The organism is Streptomyces sp. NPDC045701 (genome assembly GCF_056432045.1).
The window spans coordinates 304,509-318,481 of record NZ_JBWKJV010000005.1; the positions used below are offsets into that span (position 1 = coordinate 304,509).

The window sequence follows — 13,973 nt, forward strand, 5'->3', positions numbered from 1 at the left end:
GGGCGAACATTGGGGAGTTCGCCCGCCCAGCCGCTCTACCGATCAGTAATCTGATCGGCCGTGACCAGTCGCTTCCTTCCCGCTCCCAGCCGCCGCACGGTCGTCAAGGCCGCTGCCGCCACCGCTGTCGCCGCCCCCGTACTCGCCGCCGCGACGTCCGCCGCGGCGGACGTCCGGGCGCCCGTCTTCCTCCACGGCGTCGCCTCGGGCGACCCGCTGCCCGACGGCGTCCTGCTGTGGACGCGCGTGACCCCGTCCCCCGACGCCCTGCCCGGATCGGGCAAGGGCGCCGACACCGAGGTGAGATGGGAGGTCGCCGAGGACCGGGCCTTCACCCGGATCGTGGCGCGCGGCGCTGTCACGGCGACGGCCGCCTCCGACCACACCGTGAAGGTGGATGTGAGGGGCCTTCGCCAGGAGACCGTCCATTACTTCCGCTTCACGGCCGGTACGGACCCCTCGGCGGCCGTCTCCCCGGTGGGCCGGACCCGCACCACCCCGGCCACCGACGCCACCACGCCCGGTGTCCGCTTCGGCGTGGTCTCCTGCGCCAACTGGGAGGCCGGCCACTTCTCCGCGTACCGCCACCTCGCGGCCCGCGCCGACCTGGACGCGATACTCCACCTCGGTGACTACATCTACGAGTACGGGACGGGCGCCTACCCCGAGCCAAACCGCGTCGTACGGCGGCATGAGCCGCAGCACGAGATCGTGACCCTCGCCGACTACCGCCTGCGGCACGCCACCTACAAGACGGACGCCGACCTCCAGGCACTGCACGCCGCGCACCCCGTCATCGCCATCTGGGACGACCACGAGTTCTCCAACGACACCTGGTCCGGCGGCGCGGAAAACCACACGCCGGGCGCCGAGGGCGACTGGGCGGCCCGCGCGGCGGCCGCGAAGCAGGCGTACTTCGAGTGGATGCCGGTCCGCGCCTCCACCGAGGGCACGGTCTACCGCCGGCTGCGCTTCGGCAAGCTGGCCGACCTGCACCTGCTGGACCTCCGCTCGTTCCGCTCGCAGCAGGCGTCGACGGGCAGCGGCCGGGTCGACGACCCCGACCGCACGATCACCGGGCGCGCCCAGCTGGACTGGCTGAAGGCGGGGCTGGCGTCCTCCGACGCCGCCTGGAAGCTGGTGGGCACCTCGGTGATGATCTCCCCGGTCGCCTTCGGCTCCCTGCCCGCCCATCTGCTGGGGCCGGTCGCGGAGCTGCTGGGACTGCCCAAGGGCGGCCTGGCGGTCAACGTGGACCAGTGGGACGGCTACACGGACGATCGCAAGGAGCTGCTCGCCCACCTGACGGACCGGTCCATCACCAACACGGTGTTCCTGACCGGTGACATCCACATGGCCTGGGCCAACGACGTACCCGTGACGGCCGCCACCTATCCGGTGTCGCGGTCGGCGGCGACCGAGTTCGTGGTGACGTCGGTGACCTCCGACAACCTGGACGACATCCTCCACGTCGCCCCCGGGACGGTCTCGCTGGTCGCGGCGGCGGCACTCCGGGGCGCCAACCGGCACGTGAAGTGGGTCGACATGGACAACCACGGATACGGCGTCCTCGACGTGACCGCCGAGCGCTCGCAGATGGACTACTACACCGTCTCCGACCGGACGAGGCCGGACGCGTCCTCGGCCTGGATCCGCTCGTACCGGACGCTCAGCGGAACGCAGAAGGTCGAGCGGGTGAACGCGCCGGTCCGCTGACGAGCCATCAGCGATGCTTTTCAGCCAAATGCGCTTCTGTTAACGGGAGATCACAGAACCATGGCGGGCGGCGTGTTCCGGAGATCGAAAGGGGACACACCGCCCGCCTTCGGCACCGCAACCGTTACGGGGGCGTCTCGAAGACTGGAACAGGCCGGAGGATTTCCCCCGGATGTCTTCATCTACTCAACGATTGATTGGGCTTGTTCAATGCTCATCAAGATCTGACATGGCCACGTAATCTCCCCGCGGTGGCGAGGAAAGCCCTCTCCACAACCCCCCGCGAGGAGTCACCATGCGTGCTCTTGCCCGAATATCTCCGCGTATGCACCGCCGTGTTCTGAGCACGGCTGTCATGGCCGGATCCCTGGCCCTCTTCCCGCTCTCCGCGCCGACGGGCGTCGCCGCCGCCTCGTCGCCGGCCCCGGCGGTCACCGAGGAGTGCGCCGACGGTTCGGGCGCCGCCACCGCGCGTGAGATCCACCCCGGGGGTGCCGGCGACGCGCACGAGCCCAACGAGGTGACCGACGCCAAGGCCAAGGCCATGGACGCGGACCTGAAGAAGAGACTGGAGGCGGCCAGGGCGAACGGCAGCCGCACGACCGCCGCCGCCACCACCTCCATCCCGGTCTACTTCCACGTCATCCACGACGGGGAGACCGGCAAGCTCAGCACGACCGACATCAACGCGCAGATGGCCGTCCTCAACTCCGCCTTCGGCGGCCAGGGCACCGGAAACACCGACTCGGGCTTCCAGTTCTCACTGGCCGGCACCGACTGGACGAACAACGCCGCCTGGTACAACCTGAGCTCGGGATCCGCCGAGGAGAAGGCCATGAAGTCCGCCCTCCGCAAGGGCGGCGCCGGGGCGCTCAACTTCTACACCGCCAACCTCGGGGGCGGCCTCCTCGGCTGGGCGACCTTCCCGTCCTCGTACAAGTCCAGCCCGACCATGGACGGGGTCGTCGTGCTCGACGCCTCCCTCCCGGGCGGCTCGGCCGCCAACTACGCCGAGGGCGACACCGGCACCCATGAGGTCGGCCACTGGATGGGGCTCTACCACACCTTCCAGGGTGGCTGTAACGGCAACGGCGACTACGTGACCGACACGCCCGCCGAGAAGAGCCCGGCGTACGAGTGCCCGACCGGGCGCGACACCTGCGTCAGCAAGACCGGCGCCGACCCGATCCACAACTTCATGGACTACACCTACGACGCCTGCATGTACCAGTTCACCGGCGGTCAGGTGCAGCGCATGAGGGACCACTGGACGGCGTACCGGGCCGGCTGACGCCCCTGTGCCCCCTGAACGGCCACGGGCACGGTGTCGCGGTCGAGCGACGCCGTGCCCCGCCGCGTGGGCGGTCCTCCAAGGGGCTAAACGCTCTCCAGGAAGGCCGTCGCGATCGCCCAGGCCCGCTCGGCGGCGTCCTCGTCGTAGTCCGGCAGGTCCGGGTCGGTGAAGATGTGCCCGGCACCGGGATAGCGGTACACCTCGGTGTCCGCGCCCGCCCGCCCCATCCGCAGGTACCAGGCGTTCAGCCAGTCGTGCGGCTCGAACGGGTCCGGGTCGGCGACGTGCAGCTGCACGGGCAGCCCGTCCGCGGAGGCGTTCGGCGCGATGTCGGACGTGCCGTGCATCAGCAGCAGCCCCCGCGCCCTCTCGTCACCCAGCGCCATGGTCTGCGCGATGGACGCCCCCAGGGAGAACCCGGCGTAGACGAGCCCCTGCTCCGAGTAAGGGGCCGCGGCCAGCACAGCCCTCTTGAGCAGCTCTTCCTTGCCGATCCGCTCCTTGATCGCCATGCCTTCTTCGATCGTGCCGGCCGTTTGACCGCCGTACAGGTCGGGCACGTGCACGTGGTGCCCGGCGGCGCGCAGCCGGTCGGCTGCGGCGTGCACGGCCGGGCGCGGACCGTAGGCCGAGTGGAAGAGCATGATGTTCATCCGGCCATCCTGCCAGCTGGATTCAGGAGCCATGGAGAACGTACTGCGCCCGTTGACCGTCGTCGGTGGGTCGGTCGTGTTCACGCTGGCCGTCGGCTATCTCGCCGACGTCATGCTGCGCCGCGTCGACGCCCGGCACCACGAGACCCCCCTGTGGGGACTGTTGCGCCGCTGCCGGCTGCCCTTGCAGGTGGTGTTGCTCACAGCGCTGCTGCGTGGCTCCTACCGGCAGACGCAGTGGCCGGTCATCGAGGACCACGAGACCGGGATCGGCCAGGGCCTGTCCCTGGTGCTGATCGGGGCGAGCGCGTGGCTGGTGGTGCGGATCGCCGCGGCCATAGTGGAGTCCAGTTACGCCCGGTACGCCTCGTCCAGCCGCGACACCGCGCGCGTGCGCCGGGTCCGCACCCAGGTGACGCTGATCATGCGGATCGTCACGGCGGTGGTCGGCGTGGTGGCGGTCGCGGCGATGCTGCTGACGTTCCCGGACTTCCGGACCATCGGTACGTCGATGCTGGCGTCCGCGGGCATCATCGGCATCGTGGCCGGTGTCGCCGCCCAGTCCACGCTCGGCAACCTCTTCGCCGGCTTCCAGATCGCGTTCGGCGACATGGTGCGGATCGGGGACACGGTGGTGGTGGACGGCGAGTGGGGCGTGGTGGAGGAGGTCACGCTGACGTTCCTGGCCGTCCGGACGTGGGACGAGCGGCGGATCACCATGCCGGTGTCGTACTTCACCAGCAAGCCGTTCGAGAACTGGTCCCGGGGCGGCGCCCAGATGACCGGCACGGTCTTCTTCCACCTGGACCACTCCGCGCCGGTGGGCCTGATGCGCGAGAAGCTCAAGGGCGTTCTCGCCGACTGCCCCGCCTGGGACGGGCGCGACTGGTCGCTGGCGGTCACGGACACCACTGCGAGCACGATCCAGGTGCGGGCGGTCGTCACGGCGAAGGACGCGGACGACGTCTGGACGGTGCGGTGCGTCGTGCGGGAGCAGATGATCGCCTGGCTGTACGAGGAGCACCCCTACGCGCTGCCCCGGGTCACCACATCCGCGGCGTCGCCGCCCCCGGACGGCCAGTGGCCGGAGCGCGTCAGGACCGTCCCCCGGCAGCCCCGCCCCGCGGAGGTCCACAGCAACAACGCGGACCCCTACCTCGACGGCGACGCCGCGGCCGAGGACGCCCCCCGCACGGGCCGCGGCTGACCCGCCCGGCCGGCGTCACCGCAGGCTGCGCACGTCCAGGTGGCGCAGCACGCGGTCGACGACCTCCGGGTCGGCGCCGGGCTCGCTGCGGGCCGCCAGGACTTCGTGGCGGGCGGCCGACATCAGCTCCCGCTGAATGCGCTGCATCGCCTTGAACCGCTCCGCCCGCTTGGCGGAGGCCGACCGCCGCTCCTCGTCGACCAGGTCGGGGCTGATCCGCACCCCCACGTCGAACGCGACCCGGTGGAGCCGCTCCTGGAGCTCGTCCGGCAGGTCCTCGACCTCCTGGATCTCCTTCAGCCGCCGTTTCGCGGCCGCGGCGGCCCGGATGGCGAGCTTCCGCTCCAGGTCGCGCTCCGCGTCCGTGTCGGCCCGTACGCCGAGCCTCCGCACCAGCCACGGCAGTGTGAGCCCCTGCAGCACGAGGGTCGCCAGGATGACGCAGAACGCGATGAAGACGATCTCGTCCCGCCCCGGGAACGGCGCCCCGTCGTCCGTACGCAGCGGGATGGCGAGCGCCAGCGCGACCGACGCCACGCCGCGCATGCCCGCCCACCACATGACGACGGTCTCCCGCCAGCTCATGGGGATCTCCTCGTCGTAGTCCCGCCGCGTATGGAGCCGTTTGGCGAGCCACGTGGCCGGCAGCAGCCACAGCAGTCGTACGCCGACGACGCACGCGACGATGGCGGCGCCCCAGCCCAGCATCCGCGGCTCCCGCCCGTCGGACGTGCCGAAGACGTTGTGCAGCTCCAGGCCGATGAGCCCGAAGGCCACGCCCGTGACGAGGGTGTCGACGATCTCCCAGAAGGTGCGCCCGGCGATCCGGCCCATCACGTCGTCGGCGTCCGTGGCGTGCTCGGCGAGGAACAGGGCGGTGACGAGGACGGCGAGGACACCGGATCCGTGCAGCTCCTCGGCGAGCACGTACGCGACGAACGGCACCAGGAGGGTGAGGCCGGTCTGGAGCGTGGCGTCGCCCAGCAGCCCCATCAGCTTGTCGGACAGCCATCCGAGCGCGAGCCCGACCACGACGGCGACGACGGCGGACAGCACCAGTTCACCCGCCGCCTCCCCCCAGGAGAACGTTCCGCCGACGGCCGCGCCGATCGCCACGTGATAGAGCACGATCGCCGTGACGTCGTTGAACAGCCCCTCGCCCTCGAGGATCGACACGAGCCGGCGCGGCAACCCCAGGGAGCCCGCGACGGCCGTCGCGGCGACCGGGTCGGGGGGTGCGACGAGGGCGCCGAGCGCGACGGCCGCGGCGATCGGCAGGCCCGGGACGACGGCGCTCGCCACGGCCGCGACGGCGGCCGTGGTGACGAAGACGAGCGCCACCGCCAGCAGGAAGATGGGGCGCCTGTTGGCCGCGAACTGCCGCCATGACGTCCGCTGCGCGGTCGCGTAGAGCAGCGGCGGGAGCACCAGCGGGAGGATGAACTCCGGCGGGATCTCCACGTTCGGCACGAAGGGCAGCAGCGCCAGGACGATACCGGCGAGCGTCATCAGCACCGGGGCGGGCAGGCCCAGCCGCTCCCCGAGGGGCACGGTCAGCACCGCCCCCAGCAGCAGCACGAGCAGCAGAGCCAGCTGGTCCATGGTGCGCCCTCCGGCCGTTCACTCCACGATGATGATCAGGGGTTCAACCCTGCCACGGGAGTCACAGTCGGCGGCGCATCGCCAGGTGCGGTATCCCCGCGTCCAGGAACTCCTCGCCGTACGCCTCGTACCCGAGCCGCGCGTAGAACCCGGTCGCCCGGGTCTGGGCGTGCAGGTCGACCGCCGTCAGGCCACGCGCGCGTGCCGCCTCCTCGATGGCCCGCACCAGGGCGACGCCGACCCCGAGGCCCCGCGCGGGCCTGGTCACCGCGAGTCGGCCCAGCGATCCGACGCCCTCGGCACCACCGGTCCTCCCGGCCGCGTCGGCCCCGTACAGCAGCCGGCCGGTCCCCAGGGCGGCCCCGTCGGCACGGCGGACGGCCAGCACGTGGACGGCGGTGGCGTCGTACGCGTCGTACTCCAGGTCCTCCGGCACGCCCTGCTCCACGACGAATACCTCACGGCGGACGGCGAAGCCCGCCTCCCGGTCGGCGTCGCTGATGGACTCCCGGACGACGAACTCGCTCATGCGCTCTCCGCGGCGATCCTGTCCAGGGCGGACTGGAGGTCCGCCGGGTAGGTGCTCTCGAACTCGACCCAGCGGCCGTCGGCCGGGTGCTCGAAGCCGAGGCGCACGGCGTGCAGCCACTGCCGGGTGAGGCCGAGCCGCTTCGCCATCGTCGGGTCGGCGCCGTAGGTGAGGTCGCCGACGCACGGGTGGCGGTGGGCCGACATGTGCACGCGGATCTGGTGGGTGCGGCCGGTCTCCAGCTTGATGTCGAGCAGGGAGGCCGCCCGGTACGCCTCGATCAGGTCGTAGTGGGTCACCGACGCCTTGCCGTCCGCCGTCACGGCCCACTTGTAGTCGTGGTTCGGGTGGCGGCCGATCGGGGCGTCGATGGTGCCGCTCAGCGGGTCCGGGTGCCCCTGCACGAGCGCGTGGTAGCGCTTGTCGACGGTACGGTCCCGGAACTGCGCCTTGAGCAGCGTGTACGCCCGCTCCGACTTGGCCACGGCCATGAGCCCGGACGTACCGACGTCGAGGCGGTGCACGATGCCCTGTCGCTCGGCGGCGCCGGACGTCGAGATCCGGTACCCGGCCGCCGCGAGGCCGCCGATCACGGTCGTCCCGGTCCAGCCGGGGCTGGGGTGCGCGGCCACGCCGACCGGCTTCACGATCACGACGATGTCGTCGTCGTCGTGCACGATCTCCATGCCCTCGACGGGCTCGGCGACGATCTGCACGGGGGCCGGGGCGCCGGGCATCTCGACCTCGAGCCACGCGCCCCCGCTCACCCGCTCGGACTTGCCGACGGCGGCGCCGTCGACGAGCACCTTCCCGGCGGCGGCCAGCTCTGCCGCCTTGGTCCGGGAAAACCCGAACATACGGGCGATCGCGGCGTCGACACGCTCGCCTTCGAGGCCATCGGGAACGGGCAGGGTGCGGATCTCGGGAATCGTGCTCACCCGTCGAGTATGCCTTGTCAGTCCTTGTGGACGGTCCCGTCCGGGTCCAGCCCCCGGAACGACAGGATCACAATGAGGATCCCGCCACACACGATCGCCGAGTCCGCCAGGTTGAACACCGCGAAGTGCGCGGGCGCGATGAAGTCGACGACCGCGCCCTCGAAGACGCCCGGCGAGCGGAAGATCCGGTCGGTGAGGTTGCCCAGCGCGCCGCCGAGCAGCAGGCCCAGGGCGATCGCCCAGGGCAGGCTGTACAGCTTGCGCGCCAGCCGGATGATCACCACGATCACCGTCGCCGCGATACAGGTGAAGATCACGGTGAAGGCCTCGCCCATCCCGAACGCCGCACCCGGGTTGCGCACCGCCACGAACCGCAGCCAGTCACCGATGACCTGGATCGGCTCGTGGTGCTCCAGCTTGGCCACCACGAGCATCTTGCTGCCGAGGTCCAGCAGGTAGGCCAGCATGGCCACGACGAGCAGCGCCATGATGCGGCGACTGCCCCTGGGCGGCTCCGCGGGCGCCGCGGCCTCGTCGTCAAGATCCGGCGTACCGATGGTCCGCTCCACCTCTGCCACGTGAGTCCCTCAACCTAGGTGCCTACTGAGCACGAGGGTACGGCACACACGTGCGGGTTCAGCCTCGCCGTTCCTGCTTCTGCTTGTCCTCCACGCACAGGGTGGCGCGCGGGAAGGCCTGCATGCGCGCCTTGCCGATGGGCTTGCCGCACACCTCGCACAGGCCGTACGTCCCCGCGTCGAGCCGCTGCAGCGCGTGCTGGGTCTGTTCCAGCGTGGCGCGGGCGTTGGCGGCGAGCGCCATCTCGTGCTCGCGTGTGATGTTCTTGGTGCCGGTGTCGGCCTCGTCGTGCCCGGCGCCGTCCCCGGAGTCCCGCATCAGCCCGGACAGGGCCTCCTCGGAGGCGGCGATCTCCGCCTGGAGGCGGACCACCTCGCCCTCGAGCTCCGCCCGCGCCTCCGCGACCTCCTCCGGGCTCCAGGGCTCCTCCCCGGGCCGTACGGCGAGCTCCTCCGGTGCCGTTCCGGCGACGCCCCGGGCGGGGGGTACGGCCGAAGCGGCCGGTGCCGTGGTCACATCCGCGGTCTTCTTCGCTGCCACTGTCCTGGCTCCTGTCTGTTCCGCGGCCTCGGCCGCCCCCTCGGCCGCGGTCGCGGCCTTTCCCGCGGCCCCGGCGGCCGCGCGCTTGCTTCCCGTCCGGCTGCCGGCGGCGCCCTTCGCGCCGCCCGGTTCACCGGCCGCCCTCCTACGAGACGCCGCCTCGGGAGCCTTCGCCACCCGGGACGGGTCCGCTGCCGCGCTCTGGCCCCCGGCCGCCGCCGTGGCGGTCGCCTTCCGGCGGGACGCCGCCTTCCGCGTCGCCCCGCCCCCCGCGTCGCTCTCCCCGGCGGCGGCCTCCACCAGCACCGGCCCGCTCCGGCCCGCCTTCCCCGCGGACGCCTTCCCGGTGGACGTCTTCTTGGCAACCGCGCTCCCCGTCACCGCACCGCCCTCCCCCACAACCGCCCCACCACCACCGCCCGCCTTCCCCGCGGACGCCTTCCCCGCGGACGTCTTCTTGGCGGACGTCTTCTTGGCGGGCGCCTCCTTTCGGGGCGCCTCGTCCGCGCGGGGCACCGCTTTACCGGCAGTCGCCTTCTTGCCCTTCTTTTCGGCGGCCACACCCGCGCCGGTCGTCTTCTTGGCGGACGTCTTCCTGCTCGCCGCCTTCTTGGCGGCCACCTTTCCACCGCCCGTGACGGCAGGCGCCTCCTCGACGGCCTTCCGGCCCGCCGCCGGAGCGGTCGTACCCGCGGCCCGCTTCCCGGCCGCCGACCCCGCCCGCTCGGCGGCACCGCGGCCGGCCGACGCGGCGGACCCGCGCTTCGGCACCGACGCGGCGGCCTCCGCGGCCTCCGCCGTCTCCGCCCGCTTCGCGGACCGGTCGGCCCTCTTCGCGGCGGCGGCGCCGCGCTGCGGAGCCGCCGCGGCCACGGACTTCTTCGCGACCGTCTTGCGCGCGCGTGCCGACGCGGCCGCCGGCTCGGCCGCCGTGCTCTTCTTCCCCGTCGTGTCCTTGGCCGCCGCGCCCGTGGCGGAAGCGGTGGATCTGCCGGACGCCGTCTTCTTCGCGGCGGTCTTCTTCGCCACCATCTCGCGGCCCCTTCACATACTGTGATCTTGCTCGCGAATCGTGCTGGGACGATAAATCGACTCAAGCCCCGCGGCAACGGGGCACGCCGCCGGTCCGGACGCCCCCTGCCCGCGGCAAGGGCGACCTGCATCCGTTGTGCCCAGCTCCCCGGCCTGTAATCCGGCCCATGGGCCGGTCCGAGGCCGCCGGGCCGGGTGTGGCCATTCGGGTCACGCACCCGTCACCCGTAAACCGGTCGGCCGTTGTCCGACCGGGCGCTTACACTGGGCGCAGCGAAAGGCTTGGATGGGGACGAGTAGCGTCGTACGCAGCCATGAGCGACCCGGGGACGGTGAGAGCCCGGGGGCGAGCCCGATGTGAAGCATCACCCCGGAGCCGCCGGAAGAACGCCCACGCGGGCAACCGCGGGGTCAGTAGAACCGGCATCGCGACCCCAATGAGGGGGCTCAGGACGCCGCCGAGGCGTCCCGGGCCAAGGAGGGTGGTACCGCGGGAGCCGGCCGCAGCGCAGGCGCTCTCGTCCCTCCGACGGAACGAGGAACAGTCCGCCGGAGGATTCGATGTCGCAGTACCGCCAGGTACCCGCCCAGGTCGACCTGCCCGCGCTCGAGCACGCCGTGCTCGATTTCTGGCGCGAGGCCAAGGTCTTCCAGAAGTCCCTTGAGCAGTCCGAGGGCCGCCCCGAGTGGGTCTTCTACGAGGGCCCGCCCACCGCCAACGGCATGCCCGGCGCGCACCACATCGAGGCCCGCGTCTTCAAGGACGTCTTCCCCCGCTTCCGCACCATGCGCGGCTACCACGTCGCCCGCAAGGCCGGCTGGGACTGCCACGGCCTGCCGGTCGAGCTCGCCGTCGAGAAGGAGCTCGGCTTCTCCGGCAAGAAGGACATCGAGGCGTACGGCATCGCCGAGTTCAACGCCAAGTGCCGGGAGTCCGTGACCCGCCACACCGACGCGTTCGCCGAGCTGACGACCCGGATGGGCTACTGGGTCGACCTGGACGACGCTTACCGCACCATGGACCCGGAGTACGTGCAGTCGGTCTGGTGGTCCCTGAAGCAGATCTTCGACAAGGACCTCCTGGTCCAGGACCACCGCGTCGCCCCCTGGTGCCCCCGCTGCGGCACCGGCCTGTCCGACCACGAGCTGGCCCAGGGCTACGAGACGGTCGTCGACCCCTCCGTCTTCGTCCGCTTCCCGCTGACTTCCGGCCCGCTCGCGGGCGAGGCCGCGCTCCTGGTGTGGACGACGACCCCGTGGACCCTGGTGTCCAACACGGCCGTCGCCGCCCACCCCGAGGTGACCTACGTCGTCGCGACCGACGGCAACGAGAAGCTGGTCGTCGCCGAGCCCCTCCTCGCCAAGGCCCTCGGCGAGGGCTGGGAGGCCACCGGCCGGTCCTTCACGGGTGCCGAGATGGAGCGCTGGACCTACGAGCGCCCCTTCACCCTGATCGACTTCCCGGCCCCCGCCCACTACGTCGTCAACGCGGACTACGTCACCACCGAGGACGGCACCGGTCTGGTCCACCAGTCCCCCGCGTTCGGTGAGGACGACCTCAAGGTGTGCCGCGCGTACGGCCTGCCCGTCGTGAACCCCGTCCGGCCCGACGGCACCTTCGAGGAGGACCTGCCGCTGGTCGGCGGCCAGTTCTTCAAGAAGGCCGACGAGGCCCTGACGGCCGATCTCCAGGCACGTGGACGGCTCTTCAAGCACATCGCGTACGAGCACAGCTACCCGCACTGCTGGCGCTGCCACACGGCGCTGCTGTACTACGCGCAGCCGTCCTGGTACATCCGCACGACGGCCGTGAAGGACCGGCTGCTGGAGGAGAACGAGAACACCAACTGGTTCCCGGACTCCGTCAAGCACGGCCGCTTCGGCGACTGGCTGAACAACAACATCGACTGGGCCCTTTCCCGCAACCGCTACTGGGGCACCCCGCTGCCCATCTGGCGCTGCGAGGAGAACCACCTCACGTGCGTCGGCTCGCTCGCCGAGCTGTCCGAGCTCACGGGCACCGACCAGTCGTCCCTCGACCCGCACCGCCCGTACATCGACGACGTGACCTTCCCCTGCCCCACCTGCCGGGAGACGGCCACCCGCGTCCCGGAGGTCATCGACGCCTGGTACGACTCGGGCTCGATGCCGTTCGCGCAGTACGGCTACCCGTACCAGAACAAGGACCTGTTCGAGAAGCGCTACCCGGCGCAGTTCATCTCGGAGGCCATCGACCAGACGCGCGGCTGGTTCTACACGCTCATGGCCGTCGGCACGCTCGTCTTCGACAAGTCCTCGTACGAGAACGTGGTCTGCCTGGGGCACATCCTGGCCGAGGACGGCCGCAAGATGTCCAAGCACCTGGGCAACATCCTCCAGCCCATCCCGCTCATGGACCAGCACGGCGCCGACGCCGTGCGCTGGTTCATGGCGGCCGGAGGCTCGCCCTGGGCGGCCAGGCGCGTCGGCCACGGCACCATCCAGGAGGTCGTCCGCAAGACCCTCCTCACGTACTGGAACACGGTCGCCTTCCAGGCCCTGTACGCCCGTACGTCGCGGTGGGCCCCGTCCGCCGCCGACCCGGCGCCCGCCGACCGCCCGGTCCTGGACCGCTGGCTGCTCTCCGAGCTGCACGCGCTGACCGACCAGGTCACCCAGGCTCTGGAGGCGTACGACACCCAGCGCGCCGGAAAGCTGCTGTCGGCGTTCGTCGACGACCTCTCCAACTGGTACGTACGCCGCTCCAGGCGCCGCTTCTGGCAGGGCGACAAGGCGGCCCTGCGCACGCTCCACGAGGTCGTCGAGACCGTCACCCGCCTGATGGCCCCGCTCACGCCGTTCATCACGGAGCGGGTCTGGCAGGACCTGGTCGTCCCGGTCACCCCGGACGCGCCCGAGTCCGTCCACCTGTCCACCTGGCCGGAGGCCGACCTCTCCGCCATCGACCCCGCCCTCTCCTCCCAGATGGCCCTGGTGCGCCGGCTGGTGGAACTCGGCCGCGCCACGCGGGCGGAGTCGGGCGTGAAGACCCGTCAGCCCCTGTCCCGCGCCCTGATCGCCGCCACCGGCTTCGAGGCGCTGTCACCCGAGCTGCACGCCCAGATCACGGAGGAACTCAACGTCACCTCCCTGGCGTCCCTCTCCGAGGTGGGCGGCTCGCTCGTCGACACGACCGCCAAGGCGAACTTCCGGGCCCTGGGCAAGCGCTTCGGCAAGGGCGTCCAGGACGTGGCCAGGGCGGTCGCGGCGGCGGACGCGGCGGCGCTCTCCCTCGCCCTCCGCAACGGCGAGGCGACCCTCGACGTCAACGGGGAGACGATCACCCTGGCCCCGGACGAGGTGATCATCACGGAGACCCCGCGCGAGGGCTGGTCGGTCGCCTCCGACTCCGGCGCGACGGTCGCCCTGGACCTGGAGATCACCCCGGAGCTGCGCCGCGCCGGACTGGCCCGTGACGCGATCCGGCTGATCCAGGAGGCCCGCAAGAACAGCGGCCTGGACGTCGCGGACCGTATCGTCCTGCGCTGGGAGTCCACCGACCCCGAGGTCGTCGCGGCGCTCGGCGACCACGCGGAGCTGATCGCGGACGAGGTCCTGGCGACGGACTTCTCCTCCGCCGGGCCGGACGCCGGCTTCGGCGAGCCGTTCACCGACGAGGGTCTGTCCCTCACGTTCCGCCTCCGCAAGGCGTAACGGAAGCGCGGGAGGGCCCGGCCACCTCGGTGGCCGGGCCCTTCCGCGTCCCCGGGCCCGAAGGGCCCCGCCCCACCCCGCGCCCCACGGCAAAGGGCCGGGGGGGAGGGGGGGGGGGGGGGGGGGGGGGGGGGGGTGTGGGGGGGGGGGGGGGGGGGAGGGGGGGGGGGGGTGGAACAATCCGATGCTT

10 protein-coding genes are annotated in these 13,973 nt (G+C 71.8%); 4 read left to right on the forward strand and 6 right to left on the reverse strand.

Annotated features, from left to right (window positions below; all coding sequences use genetic code 11):
- The first annotated feature begins 60 nt into the window (after positions 1-60).
- Positions 61-1,716, forward strand: a complete 1,656-nt coding sequence (locus AC07DW_RS09155) for an alkaline phosphatase D family protein (protein WP_478856978.1) — start codon at positions 61-63, stop codon at positions 1,714-1,716.
- 355 nt (positions 1,717-2,071) lie between these two features.
- The gene (locus AC07DW_RS09160) at positions 2,072-3,007 is read left to right on the forward strand and encodes a zinc metalloprotease (protein WP_478856979.1); all 936 of its coding nucleotides are present in this window, start codon (positions 2,072-2,074) and stop codon (positions 3,005-3,007) included.
- An 86-nt stretch (positions 3,008-3,093) separates the two neighbouring features.
- On the opposite strand, the gene AC07DW_RS09165 is transcribed toward AC07DW_RS09160, so the two are convergent.
- Positions 3,094-3,663 carry a dienelactone hydrolase family protein gene (locus AC07DW_RS09165; protein WP_478856980.1) on the reverse strand — a complete coding sequence of 190 codons (570 nt, stop codon included), beginning with the start codon at positions 3,661-3,663 and terminating at the stop codon, positions 3,094-3,096.
- A 31-nt stretch (positions 3,664-3,694) separates the two neighbouring features.
- Between AC07DW_RS09165 and AC07DW_RS09170 the strand changes: the two genes are divergently transcribed.
- Positions 3,695-4,870 carry a mechanosensitive ion channel family protein gene (locus tag AC07DW_RS09170; RefSeq protein WP_478856981.1) on the forward strand — a complete coding sequence of 392 codons (1,176 nt, stop codon included), beginning with the start codon at positions 3,695-3,697 and terminating at the stop codon, positions 4,868-4,870.
- A gap of 15 nt (positions 4,871-4,885) precedes the next feature.
- Here the strand turns inward: AC07DW_RS09170 and AC07DW_RS09175 are convergent, their stop codons facing one another.
- From AC07DW_RS09175 to AC07DW_RS09195, 5 genes are all read right to left on the reverse strand, one after another.
- The gene (locus tag AC07DW_RS09175; RefSeq protein WP_478856982.1) at positions 4,886-6,472 is read right to left on the reverse strand and encodes a Na+/H+ antiporter; all 1,587 of its coding nucleotides are present in this window, start codon (positions 6,470-6,472) and stop codon (positions 4,886-4,888) included.
- A gap of 61 nt (positions 6,473-6,533) precedes the next feature.
- A complete protein-coding gene (locus tag AC07DW_RS09180; protein WP_478856983.1) occupies positions 6,534-7,001 on the reverse strand; it encodes a GNAT family N-acetyltransferase in 468 nt (155 codons plus the stop codon).
- Positions 6,998-7,939 carry an RluA family pseudouridine synthase gene (locus AC07DW_RS09185; protein ID WP_478856984.1) on the reverse strand — a complete coding sequence of 314 codons (942 nt, stop codon included), beginning with the start codon at positions 7,937-7,939 and terminating at the stop codon, positions 6,998-7,000. Before AC07DW_RS09185 ends, AC07DW_RS09180 begins: the two co-directional genes overlap by 4 nt.
- Positions 7,940-7,956: 17 nt before the next feature.
- On the reverse strand, positions 7,957-8,517 hold the full coding sequence (gene lspA, locus AC07DW_RS09190; protein ID WP_478856985.1) for a signal peptidase II: 561 nt from the start codon (positions 8,515-8,517) through the stop codon (positions 7,957-7,959).
- A 58-nt stretch (positions 8,518-8,575) separates the two neighbouring features.
- Entirely contained in the window at positions 8,576-10,090 is a 1,515-nt protein-coding gene (locus tag AC07DW_RS09195; protein WP_478856986.1) for a TraR/DksA family transcriptional regulator, read from the reverse strand.
- Between the two features lie 561 nt (positions 10,091-10,651).
- Here AC07DW_RS09195 and ileS point away from each other — a divergent pair.
- The gene (ileS, locus tag AC07DW_RS09200) at positions 10,652-13,783 is read left to right on the forward strand and encodes an isoleucine--tRNA ligase (RefSeq protein WP_478856987.1); all 3,132 of its coding nucleotides are present in this window, start codon (positions 10,652-10,654) and stop codon (positions 13,781-13,783) included.
- Positions 13,784-13,973: the final 190 nt, after the last annotated feature.

What these genes read in the sequence shown, in the direction of transcription:
- AC07DW_RS09175 (WP_478856982.1), bottom strand. Translation starts at nt 6,472, where the DNA reads ATGGACCAGCTGGCTCTGCTGCTCGTGCTGCTGCTGGGGGCGGTGCTG.
- AC07DW_RS09160 (WP_478856979.1), top strand. Translation starts at nt 2,072, where the DNA reads ATGGCCGGATCCCTGGCCCTCTTCCCGCTCTCCGCGCCGACGGGCGTC.
- AC07DW_RS09195 (WP_478856986.1), bottom strand. Translation starts at nt 10,090, where the DNA reads ATGGTGGCGAAGAAGACCGCCGCGAAGAAGACGGCGTCCGGCAGATCC.
- ileS (WP_478856987.1), top strand. Translation starts at nt 10,652, where the DNA reads ATGTCGCAGTACCGCCAGGTACCCGCCCAGGTCGACCTGCCCGCGCTC.
- AC07DW_RS09165 (WP_478856980.1), bottom strand. Translation starts at nt 3,663, where the DNA reads ATGAACATCATGCTCTTCCACTCGGCCTACGGTCCGCGCCCGGCCGTG.
- AC07DW_RS09180 (WP_478856983.1), bottom strand. Translation starts at nt 7,001, where the DNA reads ATGAGCGAGTTCGTCGTCCGGGAGTCCATCAGCGACGCCGACCGGGAG.
- AC07DW_RS09170 (WP_478856981.1), top strand. Translation starts at nt 3,695, where the DNA reads ATGGAGAACGTACTGCGCCCGTTGACCGTCGTCGGTGGGTCGGTCGTG.